The sequence below is a fragment of the Aestuariibaculum scopimerae genome (assembly GCF_059428085.1).
Window position 1 is genome coordinate 2396502 of sequence record NZ_CM182089.1, and the last position, 21894, is coordinate 2418395.

The 21894-nt window shown below is 33.5% G+C and carries 16 protein-coding genes and 1 pseudogene; 15 read left to right on the forward strand and 2 right to left on the reverse strand.

The features are described from left to right. Positions 1-29 precede the first annotated feature (29 nt). The 6 genes and pseudogenes from AC5SR4_RS10300 (at position 30) to AC5SR4_RS10325 (ending at position 9596) form a co-directional block, all read left to right on the forward strand. Complete coding sequence (locus tag AC5SR4_RS10300; RefSeq protein ID WP_495356161.1) at positions 30-3221, forward strand: SusC/RagA family TonB-linked outer membrane protein; 3192 nt, start codon at positions 30-32, stop codon at positions 3219-3221. A gap of 12 nt (positions 3222-3233) precedes the next feature. Continuing rightward, a complete protein-coding gene (locus tag AC5SR4_RS10305) occupies positions 3234-4772 on the forward strand; it encodes a RagB/SusD family nutrient uptake outer membrane protein (RefSeq protein ID WP_495356162.1) in 1539 nt (512 codons plus the stop codon). A 162-nt stretch (positions 4773-4934) separates the two neighbouring features. Further along, positions 4935-5069, forward strand: coding sequence for a hypothetical protein (locus tag AC5SR4_RS10310; RefSeq protein ID WP_495356163.1), 135 nt, complete (start codon positions 4935-4937; stop codon positions 5067-5069). Between the two features lie 42 nt (positions 5070-5111). Then, positions 5112-8513, forward strand: coding sequence for a TlpA family protein disulfide reductase (locus AC5SR4_RS10315; RefSeq protein WP_495356164.1), 3402 nt, complete (start codon positions 5112-5114; stop codon positions 8511-8513). A gap of 593 nt (positions 8514-9106) precedes the next feature. Beyond that, positions 9107-9244: pseudogene (locus tag AC5SR4_RS10320) on the forward strand (ATPase); the annotation flags it as partial. Continuing rightward, a complete protein-coding gene (locus AC5SR4_RS10325) occupies positions 9207-9596 on the forward strand; it encodes a hypothetical protein (protein WP_495356165.1) in 390 nt (129 codons plus the stop codon). The pseudogene AC5SR4_RS10320 and the gene AC5SR4_RS10325, both read left to right, overlap by 38 nt. A gap of 49 nt (positions 9597-9645) precedes the next feature. On the opposite strand, the gene AC5SR4_RS10330 is transcribed toward AC5SR4_RS10325, so the two are convergent. Next, the gene (locus AC5SR4_RS10330; protein WP_495356166.1) at positions 9646-11031 is read right to left on the reverse strand and encodes a ThiF family adenylyltransferase; all 1386 of its coding nucleotides are present in this window, start codon (positions 11029-11031) and stop codon (positions 9646-9648) included. Beyond that, positions 11028-11675: a multiubiquitin domain-containing protein gene (locus tag AC5SR4_RS10335; RefSeq protein WP_495356167.1), complete on the reverse strand. Its 648-nt coding sequence runs from the start codon at positions 11673-11675 to the stop codon at positions 11028-11030. Before AC5SR4_RS10335 ends, AC5SR4_RS10330 begins: the two co-directional genes overlap by 4 nt. A 555-nt stretch (positions 11676-12230) precedes the next feature. Here AC5SR4_RS10335 and AC5SR4_RS10340 point away from each other — a divergent pair. The 9 genes from AC5SR4_RS10340 (at position 12231) to AC5SR4_RS10380 (ending at position 21676) form a co-directional block, all read left to right on the forward strand. Next, positions 12231-13328 carry a HigA family addiction module antitoxin gene (locus AC5SR4_RS10340; protein WP_495356168.1) on the forward strand — a complete coding sequence of 366 codons (1098 nt, stop codon included), beginning with the start codon at positions 12231-12233 and terminating at the stop codon, positions 13326-13328. A gap of 506 nt (positions 13329-13834) precedes the next feature. Further along, entirely contained in the window at positions 13835-14404 is a 570-nt protein-coding gene (locus AC5SR4_RS10345) for a Crp/Fnr family transcriptional regulator (protein ID WP_495356169.1), read from the forward strand. Between the two features lie 88 nt (positions 14405-14492). Then, positions 14493-15464, forward strand: coding sequence for an aldo/keto reductase (locus tag AC5SR4_RS10350; protein WP_495356170.1), 972 nt, complete (start codon positions 14493-14495; stop codon positions 15462-15464). Between the two features lie 716 nt (positions 15465-16180). Continuing rightward, positions 16181-16672: an RNA polymerase sigma factor gene (locus tag AC5SR4_RS10355; RefSeq protein WP_495356171.1), complete on the forward strand. Its 492-nt coding sequence runs from the start codon at positions 16181-16183 to the stop codon at positions 16670-16672. Continuing rightward, positions 16656-17312, forward strand: a complete 657-nt coding sequence (locus AC5SR4_RS10360) for a hypothetical protein (protein WP_495356172.1) — start codon at positions 16656-16658, stop codon at positions 17310-17312. Before AC5SR4_RS10355 ends, AC5SR4_RS10360 begins: the two co-directional genes overlap by 17 nt. A 111-nt stretch (positions 17313-17423) precedes the next feature. Next, positions 17424-17876: a hypothetical protein gene (locus AC5SR4_RS10365; protein WP_495356173.1), complete on the forward strand. Its 453-nt coding sequence runs from the start codon at positions 17424-17426 to the stop codon at positions 17874-17876. Positions 17877-18213: 337 nt separating this feature from the next. Beyond that, on the forward strand, positions 18214-18603 hold the full coding sequence (locus AC5SR4_RS10370; protein ID WP_495356174.1) for a hypothetical protein: 390 nt from the start codon (positions 18214-18216) through the stop codon (positions 18601-18603). Positions 18604-18777: 174 nt separating this feature from the next. Next, positions 18778-19275, forward strand: coding sequence for a GNAT family N-acetyltransferase (locus tag AC5SR4_RS10375; protein WP_495356175.1), 498 nt, complete (start codon positions 18778-18780; stop codon positions 19273-19275). A gap of 424 nt (positions 19276-19699) precedes the next feature. Beyond that, positions 19700-21676 (forward strand): hypothetical protein, encoded by a 1977-nt coding sequence (locus AC5SR4_RS10380; RefSeq protein ID WP_495356176.1) that lies wholly within the window; start codon positions 19700-19702, stop codon positions 21674-21676. Positions 21677-21894: the final 218 nt, after the last annotated feature.

The following is a 21894-nucleotide window of genomic DNA, read 5'->3' on the forward strand; positions in this document are numbered from 1 at the left end:
GTTTCTTTAAACGACTTATAACATTGGTTATGAAAACATGCATTTTCTTGTTATGTGCCACGGTGTTTAGCTTAACACCCATAGAGCTCGTATCTCAAAACACCAAAATAGTGATAGACCACGACCAAACGGTTACGGTTGATGAGGTGTTTGATATGATACGCGCACAAACCAAGGACTATATGTTTATATACCACACCAGCCTGTTTAAAGACAGCCCCAAAATAGCACTAAAAAAAGGCAACATACCACTTAATGCCTTATTAAATAAAGCTTTAAACCATAACAAGCTTAATATAATAGTAACCCAAAACAATACCATTATCATTAAGGATGCCAATACCATACAGCAATTACAGGTAAGCGGTAAGGTAACCGACGCCCAGGGCATGGGCATACCCGGGGCTACCATACAAATTAAGGGCACCACCAAAGGCACGGCGGCCGATATGGATGGCAACTACAACATAGTAGTGCCTAACCCCGAAAATGTACTCGTGTTCTCCGCCTTAGGCTTTGCAACACAAGAAATAACCGTAGGCAATCAAAGTACTATAAACATCACCCTAAAAGAAGAAGTAGGACAGTTGGATGAGGTGGTTTTAAATGCGGGGTATTATAAGACTACAGAACGCACCAAAACAGGGAGTATTGTTAAAGTGACTGCAGAAACAATTGAGAGACAACCAATAAATAATCCTTTGCAAGGAATTCAAGGTAGAATGTCGGGGGTATTTGTTGAACAGTTAGGAGGAGTCCCAGGAGGAGCTTTTACAGTCCAAATTAGAGGATTAAATAGTTTAAGGGAAGGAGGAAATAATCCTTTGTATGTTATTGATGGAGTCCCTTATACATCAGAAACTTTATCATATGGTTCTCAGGCCAGTTCTATATTATTTGCTCCTAATCCACTTAGTATGTTAAATCCTTTGGATATTGAAAGTATTGAAGTTTTAAAAGATGCTGATGCTACTGCCATTTATGGCTCAAGAGGATCAAATGGTGTTATTTTAATTACGACAAAAAAAGGTAAGGTAAGAAAAACTAATTTGGAATTTAATATTCAAACTGGAATAGGAAGTTCTTATGATTTTGTTGATATACTTGATACGGAACAATACTTAGAGATGAGGAGAGAGGCTGTTGATAATGATGGACTTACGGGGCTTATAGGTAATCCTTCTTATGATAAATATTGGCCCGATTTAACTTTATGGGATACTACAAGGTATACAGATTGGCAAGAAGTATTATTAGGTAATAGTTCTCAAATAATTAATGCTCAAAGTTCTATCTCTGGGGGAAATGATAAAACACAATTTCTTTTAAATGGTGGCTATTATCGGGAGACCACAGTTTTTCCTGGGGATTTCGATTATCAACGAGGATCTGGACATATTAATATTGGTCATAAATCAGATAACGATAAGTTTACTTTTAATTTGTCAATTATTATGGCGAATGAAAATAATAAATTGCCAAGCAGTGATCTAAACAGTATTGCATTAACACTACCTCCTAATGCACCTAGATTATATAACGAAGACGGGAGTCTCAATTGGGAAAACGGCACGTGGATTAATCCAATGGTTTATACAGAACAGCCGTACGAAAACAAAACAAATAATATAATTTCTAGTTTTTCTTGCGGCTATAAATTATTCAAAAATCTAGAATTCAAAACTTCTTTTGGGTATACATTTAATCAGATGAGAGAGAAACGTCTTTTTCCTGAAAGTAGTCAAAATCCTTTGTTAAGTCCTGTCAATCGAACAATTCTTTCTAGTAATACACTAAATAATTGGATTATTGAACCACAGGTTAGATTTTTAGAGTCGTTTGCTTTTGGGAAAGTTGAATTACAGGCTGGAGCAACATTTCAGAGGAGCTTTTTGGATGGAAACATAATTAATGCTGAAGGATTTGAACTAGAATCCTTAATGGATGATTTGGGGTCGGCTACTGATATATATGTTTCATCTCAATATAGAGATTATCGGTATAATGGTTTTTTTGCGCGAATTAATTATGATTACAAAAATCGTTATTTTATTAATCTTACAGGTCGACGAGATGGTTCTAGTCGATTTGGAAATGGTAATAAATTTGCAAATTTCGGAGCTATTGGTATAGCTTGGATCTTTTCTGAAGAGGAATTTGTTAAAAAAACCTTCCCTTTCTTAAGTATGGGGAAAATACGTAGCTCATATGGAGTAACGGGAAGTGATCAAATAGGTGATTATGAGTATTTAGATAGTTACAAATCCAATGATGTGTACGTTAAGAATGGGCTTATTCCATCGCGTTTGTCCAACTCTAACTACCGATGGGAAAGTAATCATAAATTAGAATTTTCTATGAACTTAGGTTTTTTCAACCATCGACTGAACTTATCTTCGAGTTGGTATAGGAATAGAACATCTAATCAATTAGTAGGTCTTTCATTACCAATTATTACTGGTTTTCAGGAAGTGCAATCCAATTTTCCAGCGACAGTTGAAAATAAAGGCTGGGAATTTGAATTGGAAACGATAAATATACGTAGTAAAAATGTCAATTGGAAGACAAGTATTAATTTGAGTTTTAATCAGAGACGATTAGTTGCTTTTCCTAATATTGAAGGTTCTAGTTATGCTACTACTTATAAAGTAGGTGAGCCAATGAATATTTCTTTGAGATATAAGTATGATGGGGTTGATCCTGTTACTGGATTCTATGCGGTAGAGGATTTGAATGAAGACGGTGATATTTCCTCAACTGATGATCGGTATTGGTTTTTACCTAAGCCTGTAGCAGCTTTTGGGGGGATGAACAATTCTATTTCATTTAAGAATATCCAATTAGATTTCTTTATTCAATGGGTTCAAAAATCATCAACTAAAGCTAATTTTGGAATGCCAGGCTTATTGGGGAATCAACCTATTGAAGTAATGAACCGATGGCAAAAAGAAGGAGACATCACAAATGTTCAGAGGTTTTCTGCAAGTTCTACGTCAAGTTATAATCTTTATTCAGCAAGTGATGAAAATTATTTTGACGCATCATATTTTAGACTGTCCAATGTTTCACTCTCTTGGACCGTTCCTTCACATCATGCCAAGGTATATTTAAGTGGACAAAATTTATTTAACTATAAGATGAGCTCTTCATTGACTAATGGTAGTGTTTACTTTCTATCCCCTATTCGAGTTATTTCTTTGGGAGCTCAAATATCTTTATAAAAAAATAAATAATTGACAAAAGGATTAATATCGCATAAAAAAAATAATCATGAGTATTTTAACATACTTAAAAACATTAAAAATATGAAAGCAATAAAAAATCAAACTTGTTTTTGGCTGTACTTTTTACAATATTGCCAGGAAAATATAAAACTTATCTTAATTTCTTATTTGACTTGTTGTGTCATGTCCTGTGAGGATTTTGTAACGATTGATCCTCCTACAAATGAATTAGTTACAGGGACAGTTTTTGCTAATGACAAGGCTGCAGATGCAGCAATGGAGGGGGTTTATTTTGAAATGACCCAAAGCGAACACTTTTTGAGTGGAGCAATTTACTCTAGTTTGCCTTTATTTGGTGGATTAAGTTCTGATGAGCTTAATTGTAATAGAAGCTCCCAACCGTTAATTGAAATTTTTGATAATAATTTGACTGCAGATCATAACACAGTTAATAATTTTTGGACTAGTGCTTATGAGACTATTTATAGATGTAATTCTATTCTGGAGGGGTTATTTGAAGGGAATCAGATAAGTGGTGATTTAAGAGGTCAATTAGTTGGGGAAGCATTGTTTATTAGGTCGTTATGTTATTTTTATTTGGTAAATATATACGGAGGAGTCCCATTAGTAACTACAACCAATTATAAGGTGAACTCAACTAAGAAAAGAAGTTCCAAAGACGATGTTTATAATCAGATGATTGCTGACTTAAAAGAATCGTTAGGTACTCTTAATTCTAGTTATGAAATTGGAGGTGACGAACGAGTTAGATGCAATAAATGGGCGGCTGTAGCATTGTTGTCTAGAATCTATTTATATTTTGGTGATTGGGATATGGCTGAGAAAACTTCGTCAGAAATAATTGAGAAATCAGACCTCTATAAGCTTGTTGTTGATCTTGATAGCATTTCACTCAAGAATAATAGGGAGTCTATTTTACAAATTAAATCAATAAGGACGGCTAGAGATACTTATGATGGACTTTTATTTAATTCACCTACTTCTTCTTCCCGAATACCTGACTTTACTCTAACATCTCGTTTATTAAACTTATTTAGTTCTGAAGATTTGAGATTTAATAATTGGCTTAATAATAGAGTCATTAACGGTGTATCATACTATTATCCTTTTAAGTATAAGGTACGTTCTTTTTCATCTTCAACGGGTGATCATACTGAATACTTAACCGTTCTAAGGTTGGCCGAACAGTACTTGATAAGAGCTGAGGCAAGAGTAATGTTGGATAAATTAGTTGAAGCTGAGCATGATATTAATATAGTCCGCAATAGAGCAGGTCTTGATGATATAACGGCGGTCAACCAAAACGACATGATGATGATAATAGAGAATGAACGTTGGAAAGAGTTTTTTGCTGAGTGGGGACATCGCTGGTTTGATCTTAAAAGATGGGGTAAAGCTGACCAAGTACTTGGGAAAAGTGTAGATGAGGGAGGTAAGCTAGGTTGGGATTCTACAGATATATTGGCACCAATTCCAGAACGTGAGTTGACTACTAACCCTTATTTGGTTCAAAATCCAGGATATTAAATGTTGGGAGACCCTGAAACTGTTGTTTTTGAAAATCAATAACAACCTTAAACTTTATTAACGACTTTACTTGCTTCTGTTTTGATTAAAGGATGAATAAACTCATATCATCAACTTAGTAGTAAAGTTTCGGTTTTTGTACTATTCAAAATGCACTCAACCATGCTTAAGGATGAATTGGTTATAGCGTCAAAGGATAAGGAAAGGAATAAATTTATAGCGTTTAGGCTATTATATGGTATAAGCCAAATTGAACTCATTACTATAAAAGCATTACAAATCATGCTAGCGGTATAGTTTCTAAATAAGAATAATGAATATAAATAATTTTAAAACCAAATGAATATAATAAATAATCAATATTATTTTTGGACACTCTTTTTTAAATACTACTCTTTGTTTAGATATAGTATAACTGTTTTTTTGTTCGCTTTTGTATTACATCATGATTCTTTTTATGCTCAAAGTCAAGTTTTGAAATCTGACTTTACGATAGGTGGAAAGGCTCCAATCTTAACAGATGTATCTTGGTTGAGAGGAGGTCCAGTTGATGCTTATGAGAAAGGTAAATTTTATGTTGTGGAATTTGGAGGGACATGGTGTGCAGGATGTAGAGCAAATATTCCTCACTTAACTAAGCAAGCACAAGATTTTCCTGAAATAAATTTTATAAGTATTTACTTGCAGGATGGAGGGGCGGTTTTTGAAACTGAAATTGAAAAAGTGAAGCATCAAATGGAGATAATGGGCGATAAACATAAGTTTTTTACTGTAGGTGTGACTTCTATGAATGGAATACATAGAAAAGGAGGGGTTCCTGTTTCATATATTGTCGATGATACTGGTGTTGTTGTTTACTCCACATTTGGATTAATTCCTGATGAGATTTTACGATCTATTTTGTCCGATGGATTTATTGATGATTCGTTGAAAGAATTGGATAACAAAATAAGAAATGAGAATAAAGAGGTACAAGTTGTTTTAGATAGAGCTAAAAAAAATAGAGATTCTGGAGAATTCATTTTATCCTATTCAATTTTCGATAGTTTGATAGGAGCATATCCAAATCGAGTCCATCTTTATGCTGATATGTTTAATACGCTTGGGGGTATAAGTGATCCATGGATAAATAAAATACTTTACAGGAGATTAGTTTGGATGCTTTCGCATGATATGGTTGGTTTCTCTTGGTCAAAGTTTATTAGTACGTTGTATTTAATTCCAATCGAATATCGCCGATATGAATTGGATATTAAGGTTGCCGATCGAGCACTTGATGATTTGATTTCACAAGGAGCAGATATAAAATCTATCCAACACATGCTATGGCACAAAGGTTTAATCTTTGCTCAAATGGGAGAGTATCGAAAGGCATTAGAGACTGATTCAGTTGGGTATAGAAAGGGAATCAGGGCTTGCTACAATTATCTTTTAAAAGCTTCAGAGGTTGGGCTTAATTTCGCTAATAAGTGGTTGAATAAACAGGGTGAGGATTTAGATTGGGTTTCTATTAGTAGATTTGTATTAAGTCAGCCTAATGATTCGTTAGCTATTGATATTTTGAACTATGGAATTGAGGAGAGGTTTGGGGTAGAAAGGGCTTATATTTTGGATGCAAGGGCATTTTTATATGCAAAACAAGGAAAGTTAGATGAGGCAATTCGAATGCAACAAGTTGCTATCGAGGAAAGAATTAAATATAATTATTCAAGAGGTGTTTCAGATGACAACACATTAAGTGGTTTTAAAGAAAATCTTTTGTTATTTAAAAAGAGACAGAATCATGAAAAGAGTAATGATGATAGTTTAAGTGTAGGTGATGATGCTCCGGACCTAGTGATTCAAAAGTGGATAAATACAGATGCAAATTCTGTGTTCAAATTTCAAAAAGGACGTGTTTATTTAGTTGAGTTTGGAGCTGTCAATTGTGCTCCATGTAGAGTTCTTGCCCCTCACCTTACAGAACTTAGTAAAAAATATGGTGATTCCCTCACTGTTTTGAGTATTCATGTTAAAGAGAATTCTTTAAGTAATCCTAAAGATTTAAGATATGTTGACCGTGTGGAAAATTATGTTTCCGAAATGGGAGATAAAATTGGGTTTTCGGTAGGTGTTGATGTTCCAGAGCAAATTACATGGAGGAAATGGATGGTGGCTTCTGGTAGAAAAGCCATCCCTACTAGTTTTATAGTTGATCAATTAGGTAAGATTGCTTGGATAGGTGAGACTGCTAATCAAGATGTTATACTTGAAGCAATTGTTAATAAATCTTATCAAATTATTGAAGACAATAAAACTTTGAAAAGATCAAATGAAGAATTTTTAAAGGTAGGTGATGTGGCTCCTGATTTATTAGTTTCTGAATGGCTGAATACAACTGATACTATTGCTATAAAAAAAGGAAAACCCAGTTTTGTTTTTATTAGTAATGATTATGGTTTATTGGCATCTCGAAAAAGCAGATATATTTTAAGTAAAATAAGGAAAGAATATAATGATAGAATTTCTGTGATTAATATTTATTCTGTTAATAAAGAATATGAAGTATTAAAGAATTCATTTGCTAATTACTTTGATAAATTTGAAGGTGAATTTTTGGTTGGGATAGATTCTTCAGATGGTCAGACTTTTAAGAATTGGAATGCAAAGGTAGGTCCAAAAAATAATGGTGCCATTGCGTACGTTATTGATTCAAAAGGGGATATTATTTGGATTAGTAAATACTATGAATGGATAAATGATATTGCTGATTTGAAATTTGTTTTGAATTCAACTCTTATTGATTACGGTGTTGAGGCGGGAAAAGAGGTACTAGAGGATAATCAACAAATAGAAAAATCAATATTGAAATACAAAGATTATTTATCTGATGGTAATTATGATTTAGCATTAAAAAAAATGAATGAATTGATTTTTCTTAACCCCGATAATCAAGGACTATATTTTGTCAAGTACAGGGATTTTTACAACCATTATGATATGAAAAGTCAAGAAGCCAACGATTTTTTACGTTCAATGCTATTAAACATGCCAATTGGGTATTTTTGGTGGGAAGAATTATTATTAAGAAACAAGTATATTCAGCATGCTTTTTTTGAACATAGTCATGATAGTTTTGACCTAATCCTGAAGGTTTTTAATAGGGTAATTAATGAATCAGAGACACCTGAAATTGCTACTAATTTTATAATTCAAAAGGCTTATTTTTATGCAAAGGTTTATGAAAGAGATAAAATTAGTAGCCACCTTAGAGAGTCATTGAGTGTACTTGAAAATGCATTAAATAGTGAATGGATTCAGCAAAATGATAGAAGCTATAAGTTATTAAAACGTTCATTTTATGAAATTAAGTTTCGCTATTTGTTGTCTAAAAATAATCGTTATGCTAATTCATTTTTGAAATGGGTTTTTAAGAATGAAAATGTATATTTTTGGGAGGGACTTCTTCAATACTCCATTAAATATCAGAAAAACCCAAAGTTTAATTTGCTTTTAAAAATGGCTGAATTTAATATCAATAGATTTGACCCTGATCCCTCTGAGGCTTACTCGTTTAATGTAGTAGCATTTTATGCTAGATCAATTGCAGTCAAAGCAGATATATTTCGTCGGATGGGAAAATTAAATAAGGCAATAGACCTATTTGAGAAGGCTGTCTCGATTTGTGAAAAGTTTCCAAACAATCCTAATACAGATAATTACAAACAACAAATTATTTTTTGTAAAAATAAAATGCGTTAAATTGTTATCAATATCTAAAACTATATTAACAAACCCCACTGCAAATAACCATAAGGATACATTTCAAATTTTGCATTAATTTTTTATTGGGCATCCTTATGGATTGGCGGTGGTTTAATTAAAAGTGTAAACACCTACTTGCCGCTTGGCGGCAAGCGTGTTTTTGTTTAAAATTTCACTACCCCAAAATAATACAGGTACATGTTTAAAAAACTATTAGACCTTATAAAAGGGCTTCTTATTATAATTGGCTTGGCCCTATTAGGCGATTTGCTAACCTGGTTGTTTTTGTATTTGGTTTTTGGGTAGGGGTAGAGATTATTAGATTTTTGGATTTTTAGATTTGGAGGCTCTGTGAAGTTTGTAATTTTGCAGGGCTTTTATAGTACCACTCACTGTAAATGATACTTTAAGATACTATTCGTTTTGAAAACGTCAACTACTGGATTATCAGCTTTTCCCAGATTTCAAAAGTTGAAAATAATGAATTAGAAAAAGTTGTATTTCTTTATGAATCTGCTCACCGAAAATCACATTTAAATAAATATAGAAGAGAAAAGAAATATTCAACTAAAATGGAATTTTGAATTACCAAAATAAAAGCCCTCGCCACCACCAATCTCAATGCCCAAGAATTAGAAGAAATCTACGACAGCCGCGTCCGCTCACGCATGCGCCAACTTTTCAATTTGATTGCTTTTAATAAAGAAAGTTTGGATAAGAGAAAATAAAGAACAACATCACCTCAACACCACCTCAACACCGGCAAACTTATACGAAAACACCAAATTAAACTTTGGCAAAAAATTCAAAATCTACCAAAACTTAATTACTCTTTTAATAAACCAATTTTTAGAAACGAAAGTAAATTTTGCCCACGTATTTAAAACAAGGGCAATTTTTACCCTCGTTTGTAAAACGAGAGTAATTTTTTACCAATTGGAAAATGCAGGTCTGGGTAATCTAAAAACAGTTGGTAATTATTTAAAAGAGTTGGAAGCCAATGGTTTTCTCACAAGTGAACAAGTAGGTAAAGAAAAGCTATACCTTAATTTTAGATTATTAGAAGTTTTAAAGGGTTAATTAAAGAACACCTTGAATATTAAATATCCAAGGTGTTCTTTAACGGTAATCAAGAAGCTTTTTTCTTCTTTCTCCCAATACCGATGAGGTTTAAAAATGGAGTAACACGACCTCTACCAACGTTAGTGCTTAATGCTGGGCAATCATGGTAAATGCGTTCTGTATCAATTTTGTTTTCGCAAAAATCAATACAAAATCCTAATTCTTCCTTATACTTGAATGGGTGAATTCTATTCAAAAAGTCTGTAACACCTAAAGAAGAAACTGTTGCATTTAATGAAATAACAGGAGGGCTTTTTTCATTAGCTCCTTTTATGTACTTCTGTTCTTGTCGCTTTTTATATTCTTCAGGATTTTCTTTTATAAGTGATTCTCGCTCCAAGTCTTTAGAATCATACATGCCTCTTGTAAATAAAGATGAACCTCCAGGAATTAAATATCTAACCCATCCAACAATGGAGTCAATACCACCATTACCATCAGCATCCAATCCCATAGCCATATCAGTATAACCCATGATATAATAAGTTGTAAGTCTATTTACTACATCTCTGGGAAGATACCCATCTGTACATCCAAAAATGTGATCACAAAAACTTAATGCTTCCAATACTTCAATGGATTCGGTAACATCACCAATTATGGCAGTAACTTTAACGTCAAGTTTATACTCGGCAATTTTCTCCTTGAAGAAGTCAACCTTATATTTACCAATATCATTTATAGAAGCTCCAAACATCCTATTTAGATGTTCTTTTCCTATTTTTTTATTATCTACAAGAACCAATTCTCCAATTCCACTTCTAGCAAGTTCTAATATTGTTGGTGTTCCTAGTCCACTACACCCCACAACTCCTATTTTCATTTTTTGAAGTTGTGAGATAGTTTTCTTTCCAAAAGATTGTTGGTTACGTACCATATAATCAGGTAACTCAATTTCTAATTTAGTTGAATAAAAGTAATGTTGTTCCTTTCCAATAACTGCAATTTTTGAAACATTGATAAATTTACCATTAGGTAAAATAACTCTTCCAAAGATGGTTCGATCAGGTAACATAACAAAGCTTCCAACAGGTCTATTATCATCAAAATAGGCATTATAATAATCAAATAAATCCTTGTCGGATTTGTCATCTGTAATTGAAAATTGATTATATCCTCCTGGATGACAATGAAATTTAACAATGGTCAGTCCATTTTTTGATGCTTCTTCCAAAAAGGATTCAGAAAACTCTGTTGGCCAACTTATGAAATCAGGATGCCTCTCGCATATTTCATAAGGGATTGGAATTAGTTTATGCAATAATATTAAGCTTTCATCTTGGGATGAATCAAAGCCACACAAACCTAGCATAGCACTTTCATTTTCATCATGAAAAAGATAATGATGTAATTCACCAGATTGCTTTTGCGTAATTCTCATTGTATATTTCATCGCTCCAACTCCTTTCTTAAAAAAAATCTAATTAGCTCAATATGGGTTTCTATACAGTCAACACCAATAATCCAAGGATTATCATTGGTTCTGTGACGGCTCCATTGTTGAAATATTTCATTACCAAATTTTCTAGGGGACACTTTAATCAAAGGCCTTTTATCAGCTCTTGAGAGATGTGTCTTAAAAAAAGCCATGTCTAATTGCACAGAATCATATCTGTCAGGAATGATAATAACCATGTCAGATTGTGTTACATTGTATCCATTCGGTATATCAAAATCTTTTAGATATAGCAAATTAAGATTATCTATTCTTTTAAGTTCCCATCGCTCTACAAATGTAGTATCAAGATAGTTGGTGTCTTTTGAAGAAAGGGAGCTTTCGCTCCCTTTATAACCATCATTAACCTTTTTTGGCCTCGCTCTAAAACGCTCAGCCCCTGGATCTGATAAACAAACCGTTTGATTAAGAGGAATTATCTCTTCTTGGCCGTGTCTAATGAGGATTAAATCATAATCACTAGGTTTATTGTAACCAGCTATTGTTAATATTTCTGTCCCAGTAGGACATTCTGTTTCTGTTTCGTAAATAGTGTTATTTACTTTAAACTTAAATTTGGCTTGCGCCTTTTTTGCTTCCATATATTTCATTTTTTTATGGATTAAACATGTTTATCAATACTGATAAAATTTTTCAACCCTACCTTTTAAAACAGCCCAGGTTAACTGCTGTTCAGGTAAAATATTTGTTAAAGCAATTGTTTATGAAGAAAAATATCTATACATTTGTTTAACGAAATAAAAAAAGGAATGCTTCAATTAAGGTGACAAGCCTTTTGAAGTTTAGTTTACCAGACTAAAAATTATTCCTAAAAGTCTTAATCCAATCTGTTGCTCCAACAACAAATTGGATTTTTTTTGTTTCATGTCGGCACTTATTTAATTATTGCATCACAAATATACTAAAAAAAATAATTAATATATTTTTTGTTGATAACAATTTTGTTAAACTTTATTTAGCCTTAAATATTATTGACTTGTTACAAACAAATATATAATAATATTATAGTAAATTCATTTTGTGTTTACACAAAGTTCTTAATTTTTATTAACAAATTTCAAAAAAAATATTAACATTTTATTGATAATAAGGAGTTAATAACTATATTTGCATACTCTTTTAAACCAATTCTTTTTATGCAAAACAAAATCATTCACCCAGGTATTTTACTTGATAATATGTTGAATGAAAGAAGTTTAAGCCAACGAGACCTTGCCTCAAGAATTGACGTAGCTCATTCTTTGCTCAACAATATATTAAAAGGTAACAGAAACATCAATGTCCATATAGCTATAGCGCTTGAATCAGCAGGGTTTAAGGATGCTAATTATTGGCTAATGGAGCAAATGAAATTTAATTTATATCAGGCTCATAAAGATAAAGATGTAATTAAGAAGACGAAGTCCATAAAAGAGTGGAATGACATGGAAGAAGAAGGTATTGTGCCTTTATCTTTTTTTAAAAAGCAAAATATAGGGATTAATACATCTGATGATATTAACAAAATTTATGAAATATATGGTGTAAAAGACTATGAAGGTCTAAAAAATAGGGTAAATGAATTTAATCCAACATATTTTAGAAAATCATCTAAATTCTCCGAAAATAAAAACCATGTGGTAGCTTGGTCTTTGATGGCTAAATATAAAGCACACCAAGAAAAATTGCCAAATTTCAAACGCTCAAATGAAGTTTCTTTATTGAACGAATTAAAGAATTGTTTTTATGAAAATGAAAATGTTATTTATAGAACAAAAAAAATATTGAACAAATATGGAATAATATTCTTTACTTTAGATCGTCCTCCACAAACTCCAGTGGATGGGAAATCTTTTATGTCAGGTAAAAGTCCAGCTATTGTTCTTTCTTTGAAGTATAAAAGACTCGATAATTTTGCTTATACACTATTTCATGAACTTGGGCATGTGTTTGAACATTTGACAAATAAGGAACGACCAGAATTTAGAGAAGAAGAATTCTTCATTAGCAATAGTAATAATTCTGATTTAGTTGAATTTGAAGCTGATTCTTACGCCAGCAATAACCTAATTGACCAAAGTTTGTGGAGTGATTTTATCACACTCAATAGGGACTTCACAGATGATGTAATTTTAAGTTTCTCTAAAGAACATAAAATTCATCCTGGCATTGTATGGGGGCGTGTTTGTTATGAGCATAACGAATATTATAGTAAAAGGACCATTGTGAGGTCTATGAATAAGCTTGAGGTTTAATTACAGATTAGATTTGTGACTAGAAACCCAGCATTACGAAGTCTCCTGACTTCGCAGTTCTTGGCTAACGCTTGTTTGCAACGAGAGCCAACAACAGTGAGATATAGTATAAATCATTAGAAAAAAAACCTGGCTACCACACGAAACCTTTAGGTTCGACGGAGTCAAATCGTCAGATTCGACGCAGTCAATCCTTTCGCGTTAAGAGTGTATCACCAAACAACAACCATAACAAACACAAAAGCATAAGCCTGCCCGCTCTAAAATGTGTTAAACTTTCAACCGCATTGTTTTTAAAGAGATAATAAGGTTTAAAAGAATTTAGTTACTTTTAAAGGAATAAACCTAATGCAGGTAAATGTAATGGCGTTTATCTGGATACAGAAACCATTAATTAGTACATTATATAGAGATATAACCAGTTGGCAGCAAGGCAAAAACGAACAAAATATACATTTTTGCCAAATGTCAAATCCTTCACAAAAAGTGATTACTAAATTTGCTAAATGAACGATTTTATAGAATACATATTACAGTTTGGAAATTTGAACCAACAGCAAATTGACTTAATCACAAAGACAGGATCAGAAATTACATTAAAAAAAAACGATTTCTTTTGGGAAGCGGGAAAGCAAATAAAGTACGTGGGATTTACTACCAAAGGTGTATTGAGGGTTTATTATTATAATAACCAAGGTGAAGAAATCACCCGTTACTTTATTGAAAAAAAACTATTGATTCTTTATGGTCATAGTATCGAATCAAACTACATCCCTTCAGAATATTTACAAGCCATAGAGGAATCCCAACTTGTTATTTTCAAAAAAAAAGATTGGAAAGAAATTTCAGAAACTATAGTTGTTTGGGATAGTATCATTCAAAAAATAATCGGGAAACAACAAAGAGACAAATTAGACAGGAGAAGCCTTTTGATTGAACAGGATGCGCAGACCCGTTATGTTGAATTTATGCAGAAATTCCCCAACCTAATCAACCGTATCCCTTTATCCTACATCGCTTCTTATTTAGGCATCACTCAATCTACATTAAGCAGAATTAGAAAAAAAATCAGCTAGTTGGGCTTTTTGCCTTATGTCAAAAGATTCCATTTTTTTAAGCGTGAACTTTGTGTCATTGAAAATTTAACTTTAAAAATTAAGCAAAATGGAATCAAGAAAATTAGGAAACAACGGATTAGAAGTATCTGCATTGGGATATGGTTGTATGGGATTAAGTTTTCCAGGAGCACCTGCACAAAATGAGTCGATTAGTGTGATTCGTTCAGCATACGAAAATGGAATTACTTTTTTTGATACGGCACAAGCCTACGGAGAAAACGAAATATTAGTTGGTAAAGCCATTGAACCGTTCCGAAAAGACGTAGTTATAGCTACAAAATTTGGTTTCAAAGAAGGAAATCCACGCTTAGGGACAGACAGTCGCCCAGAAACAATAAGAGCAACAGCGGAAGCATCGCTTAAACGGTTAAAAACCGATTACATTGACTTATTTTATCAACACAGAGTTGACCCAAACGTACCTATTGAAGAAGTTGCAGGTACTGTAAAAGAATTGATTCAGGAAGGAAAAGTAAAACATTTTGGTCTTTCGGAAGCTGACAAAACATCCATTCGTAAAGCACATTCTGTACAACCAATTACGGCTTTGCAGAGCGAATATTCAATGTTTTATCGAAAACCTGAAAAAGAAATCATTACAACGTTGGAAGAATTGGGAATCGGATTTGTAACATTCAGCCCGTTAGGCAAAGGTTTTCTAACAGGAACAATTACAGCTGATACTGAATTTGACGAAAAAGATGGTCGAAATATGTCGCCCCGCTTCAATAAAGAAAACAGAGAAGCCAATCAGAATTTAGTAGATTTAGTCGTATCAGTTGCCAAAGACAAAGATGCTACTCCTGCTCAAATTGCATTGGCTTGGCTATTAGCTCAAAAACCTTTTATCGTTCCTATTCCGGGAACCTCCAAAATACATCGAGTGCAAGAAAATATTGGTGGAACAAAAATTTCTTTATCAAATGATGAATTAAGCAGAATCAATTCAGCATTGGAAACTATAAAAATTGTAGGTGACCGCTACCCAAAACAAATGCAAAAGAAAATTGGGAAATAGATAAAAGAAAGCCCAGCTGCCAACAAGGTATAAACGCAATAGCGGTTTAAGTGTAAACTTGAACCGTTTTTGCTTTTAATTAAGTATCTTACAAACTGAAAATAAAGTGTCTTAAATCCGCCCCCTGCTGGTGCCCGTTTGTAACGGTTATCTCGCTTCGCGAAAAAGTTTACCTTCTGCATCTGAGTGAAACTATTAAGTTCGACAAAGTCAACCCTATCGTGCTCTAAGAGTAACACAAAACAACAACCATAACAAACACAAAAGCATTAGCCCGTCCGTTCCAAAATGCATTAAACTTTCAACCGCATTGTTTTTAAAGAGATAGTTATGATTAAAAGAATTTAGCTACTTTTAAAGGAATAAACATCATGTGGATAAATGTAATGGCGTTTATCCGGATACAGAAACCATTAATTAGTACATTATATAGAGATATAAGCAGTTGTAAAGCATTTGACCGAATGGAATGAAAAGAATATTAATCATATTACCAATCATAATTTTATCAATGGGATTTTCTCTATTTAATAAACAACCAAAAGAAAAAATAAAAAAAACGCTTTACAGCAACGGGTATAGTGCATGCCCTTTGGGACACGCACCATACCCAAACCGTTAGGCTTAATATCTCTCAAAAAAGATTTATTCTACAATTTTACCATTTGGCTGTAATAATTCAAAATTTAACCCACTAACCAATAAAAAGAACACTATTGAGTAACGATTTTTATAAAACATCCATTTTACCATTTAAAGGAATAATCATCAAATTATGTCGAGCGTATACCAACTCGGAAGAAGATTTTGAAGATTATTACCAAGAAGTGTGTTTACAAATTTGGAGGAGTAAAGACAACTTTCGTGAAGAATCTCAATGGAGTACTTGGGTGTATCGAATTTCATTAAACGTTTGTTTAACCTTACTTAAGAAAAAGAAAAATAATGTTCAACATTATGTGTCAGATTCTATAACCGTTGAAGGAACCAAAGACAACCACGCTTTTTCAAATGAATCTCTAAATTTATTATACGATGCTATTCGAAAACTATCGGAAATAGATAGAGCAATCATTATGTTGTATTTAGAAGAAAAATCACAAAAGGAAATCGCCGAAATTATTGGAACAAATCCTAATAATATTGGTGTGCGCGTTAAAAGAATAAAAATTAAATTAAAAAAAATATTAGATGGAAAAATCAATTGAAAATATATGGAAAGAAGGTTTTTTAGAAAGTGACGCATTAGTAGCTCCAAAAATAAACAACTTATACAACCAAAAATCAATTCATGTCATTGATAAATTTAAAAGAATGTTTAAAATAAATTTGATTGCAATTATTGCTTTCTCATTTATCTTTTTAATTATCTCGTTCTTTATAGGAATACCAATAACAGGTGTCATTTTTTTTGTTACCCTTTCTGTACTCGTTTTTATTAATAAGAAGTTATTAAATAATTTAGAGAAAATAGATTTAGGTGCAAGTAGTTATCAATACTTAAAGGCATTTAACCAATGGAAAAATAAACAGATAGCTATCAATAAAAAAATATCAAGATTTTTGTACCCAATTATATTTCTATCTATGATTTTGGGATTTTGGTTTAAAGATGCAGAGGGTATGCCTTTAGGAGAAAGATTAGTAAATGAAGTTCTCAAAGGTTTTCCTGATATCTATTTAATATATGGAATCCCAGTTATAGGAATCGTTATCGCATTATTAATTTTAGTTTTACTCGCATTTTTTGGAGATCGAATTTATAAATGGGATTTAAACATTATTTATGGAAGGGTATTCAAAAAACTAGAAGAATTGATGGCTGATATAGAAAGCTTAAGGAGCTAAACACTTCTTAATAGCACGTGATTATACCACTTTTTAAAATTTTTCAAAAAAATAAGCTTTAAGTGTAATATTTTTAGTTGTCAGCCACTAACCAAGAAAACACTAAAAATTATGACGCTAAAAAATGCAATTAACTTTTTTGAAAGTTTGGTAATTGAGACGAGTAGAAAATCTGAGATAAAGGTTTACCAAGAATTTATTCAAATTATAACCAGTTTAGAAATGAAAGATTTGTCTAAAAATGAAATTCAATCTATAGAAACGGAATTGGATAATTTAAATTTAAAATCAAACTTTGTGAACCGAAAAAAATATTTTAAGAAAGCTCTTAGTGATTTTAAAAAATATTTAAAAGACACCTTTTCCTTAACTCCCAAAGGGTATTACACAACTTTTTATGGTGCGTTAGGATTGATATTTGGTTTGCTATTTGGGGTTGCAATTTTATCTAACCTAGAACGCTCGTTGGGTATTTCTTTAGGTTTAATTGGTGGAATGGTAGTTGGTTCAATTATGGGCCGTAGCAAAGATACTGAAGCTAAAGCTACTGGAAAGATGCTCTAATTAATATACGAAATAAACTAAGTGCTCTGCGAAGTTTGCAACTTCGTATTTTCCCCGCAATCAAACCCTTAGGTTCGACGCAGTCAAATCTTTCGCGTTAAGAGTGTATCACCAAACAACAACTAATAACAAACACAAAAGCATAAGCCTGCTTGCTCTAAAATGTGTTAAACTTTCAACCGCATTGTTGATAGTTATGATTAAAAGAATTTAGTTACTTTTAAAGGAATAAACCTAATGCAGGTAAATGTAATGGCGTTAATCTGGATACAGAAACCATTAATTAGTACATTATATAGAGATATAAGCAGTTGGCGCACATGCAAAAGGACGAACAATGACACGACATAGAATATTGATAATTAACGGGTGGTTCCTTGTAGTAGTGGGCTTTCTTCAAGCCATCATGACAATTATTGGACGCTTTACAGGCAACGGCATACTAAAACAGCTCCATGACGACCCATTAGGAGCCATCGGAATGTTTGAAGGGTTTATGCTGGCAGGACTATTTGGCATCGTTTTCATCAGAACAGCCAAGACGACTGACAAATTGAGATTTTGGAACTTACTTGCCTGTTTCATCCACTTGACACTTGGGACAGCCAATATTGTTTTCTGGACTGATACATTTGTAGTTATTAACGCTCAAATACTCGGGACAGTTGCGACAATACTTCATTTCGCATTTGCCCTGACAGAAGGGCTTATGGGACTAAAAAAATAAAAAGAATAAAAAGCACGATGCACCAACAAAGGCTAAGAAAACATGCTGGCAGAAAGGGTAAAATAAAATTTAGTACACAAAATAAATCTTTGTTCTCGACTGACAGTGACGTGTTCCAATACCCGCACGTTTCTTAGCCAAGCCGTTGGCAACAATTAGACAAATCGAATTATAATGATAAAATTGGAACAATTTAAATCCAAAGACTTAGAATATTTATCAAAATGGATTGACAATGAAAAAGATTTATTCCAATTCGCTGGAGATATGTTTTCTTTTCCAATAACAGAAACTCAAATTGTAAAATACCTAAATGATAATAATAGATTTGTTTTTAAAGTCGTTTATGGTGAAACCATCATTGGACACGCTGAAATATATTTAGAGGATAAATGTAACGCTCGACTTTGCCGAGTATTGATTGGAAATACAAAATTTAGAGGAAAAGGAATTGGAGAGAAACTAATCAATGAACTATTAAGAATGTCCTTTGAGGAATTAAAAGTTGACAGAGTAAACCTAAATGTTTTCGATTGGAATATTGGAGCAATAAAATGTTATGAAAAATCAGGAATGAAAATAAACAAAGGAATTACCAAAGAGGCAAAATTAGGAGAAGAAAAATGGATAGTTATTAATATGTCCATAAATAAAAATGAGTGGAAAAAATAAAAAACTGTTGCCAACAACTCTGCGAAGTTTGCAACTTCGCAGTCTTCCAACAACACCGACAAATCTATACAAAAACAACAAATTAAACTTTGGCAAATTTTATATTTTCTGCCAAAGGTTAATGCTATTATGTTTACATTAATCTTATTTTGTTAACCCTGCTCTGCGAAGTTTGCAACTGCTACTACTGGAAAGGCATAACGCTTTTAGGTGGTAAGGTTAAGTGTATAAAGCATTACGGTTGTTTATAAACGGGGTTGTATGGTTTTTTTTGTAATGTATTATGTTGTTAACCAATTACTTGTGTTGGTTGTATAAAAATCGTATCTTAACAAATCTTTCCCTATCGGTCTAGTAATAGCATAAGAATGCTAAGGGTCCTTAAGTGGCGCCTTGGTAAATTTTAACCAATAATTCTTAAGCTATGTCCAAAACATTTTTTGCGCTCCTTTTAGGGGTTTTCTGTGCCATAGGAAGCGTAAACAGTCAGAACAAATCTGTTCAGACCCATCACAGAATTAAGACCTTCACAAATCAATATGCAAGCCATTCTGGTATTGACTTGATTGCAAAAGACTGGCAATATATACTAACCATGCGAGATTCGGCATCTGCGTTTAAAGCCCTTACCAAAAGGGACCTGGCCCAGCTTAATAAAACCATGGATGCCATTTCCAAATTTCTTGACAACCCAGACAACCGTATCCACCAACTGGTTAAAGCCCGTTCCTTGGTATTTAATACCAATTATGTAAGGCAGGTGCACCCAGATAAATTTTTGGTGCTGGAAAAGCGCTATACCAATCTTGGTAATGGGGCTATTGCCATGCAAAAGGACAAACGTAGCCAGGAAATTGCAAATCTGGCCAAGGCCTACCAAGACCTAACGCTAGAGGCAACCAAGACCGTTAGGGCACATGCCATTAAACCGTTAAGCCACTACAAAAACCTGATAGATAGTGATATGGAACTGGTTCATGGTAGTACCGCAGACTCTATAACGTCCTACAGGATGGAAAGCTTATTTAACCGGCTGCCCCTTAGGGGTTTAAATATAGATATGGGCTTGGGCATATCTATTGATACGAATGACCCTTATATACCGCCACCATATACGCCACCAGGGCCAAAGCCAGCCGTGGGACTTTCGGTGGTAGGAACCACAGATACCTCCATTAATATTGGTTGGGTTGATGTTTCTGATAACGAAACGGGCAGCGATATTTTAAGAGAAGACACCGTGGGGTTTAACCTTATTGAAACCTTGGGGCCCATTCAAGAATTTGAAAACACCACTTATAACGACGATACGGGGTTACTGCCTGATACTAGGCACTGCTATAAAGTAAATACGTTTAACGACCAAGGCACCAGTAGCTCGAGCATTACATGTGCCTATACCAAGGATACTTTACAGATTCCTGTTTGGCGGGTGCAGCTACGGGTGCAAGTGGCAGACCTTAATAATGCGGGAACAAATAAAACTATGGCGGCTACATTAAAACCGGGCAATGGAAGCCTTTTTCAAACCACCTATTTAGATTATGGCAGGGATGATTTTGAACGTAACAAAAGCTATTTGTTCGACTTAAATTTTAAGGGTATAGAACATTTATGCGATATAAAAGGCTTTTCGTTTTCCAGCTTTGGTGGCAGCGACGACGACCTGTATGTTACAAGCATAGCATTATTGGTAAACGAACGGGAGGTTTATTTTCAATCTTTTGGTAGCACCTCGGCCAGTGTTCTAAAACTAAAGACCTATGGGGCTTATCAAGTAGATTATAATGAACTGAAAGGGAACCCAAGATATCAAGAGTACATTAATGCCCTTATGGTTTTCCCCAGGCTGGTGTATTTGCCTATTTTAACCCAAGTAAATGGGCAAACGGCCTTTATTATTACCAACGAGCAACTGGTGTCTAGGGTAGAGGCCCTTGTGGGGCATAACCTAAAATCGAGCTATAAGCTTCGCGACAATTTAAAGTGGGGCAGTATTAGTGGCGATCCAGTAGAAATAGAAAAGATGAATGATACCATCATGTCGGTAGATCTCGATTTAAGGGCCGTCCTGCCCATTTTACCAGACCCTGCTGTTGATGTCGATTTTGAGCTTGTTTTTAACGCGTCCTGTAGCAATAACAGCATTGTATTTACCTACTACTCGCAAAATTATACAACCAATGCCAGTTCATCCTTTTGGCAAGATATGCAGTCTTTAGGGCTATCGGCTGCTGCCGCGGCGATAATAAACTATTATTCTGATGGCATTGCGCCACCTTCGGTAGGAGGCACCATTACCCTGGGGCTTGGAGACCTTGTAGGCCTTAGCTGTTCTAACGTTACAATGGATATTACCCCAGATGGGGATGTGGTTTTTTGTTGTATTGATGAAAATTAGAGAAGGCCTTAGTAAACAGTTAAAAACTGAAAATTAACAACCCCAGCCACAGCAGTAGAACCTTGAAGGTTTTTTGTGGTTGGGGTTATTTTAAAAAACAGAATGGGTAATAAAATCTTCTAAAAATATAAGAAATTTAGCTATATTCGATGTGTGTGCTGTATTTAAAAAACGGCAATGCAAACTTCCCAAATCTATTATGTAAAATAGTTTATAAC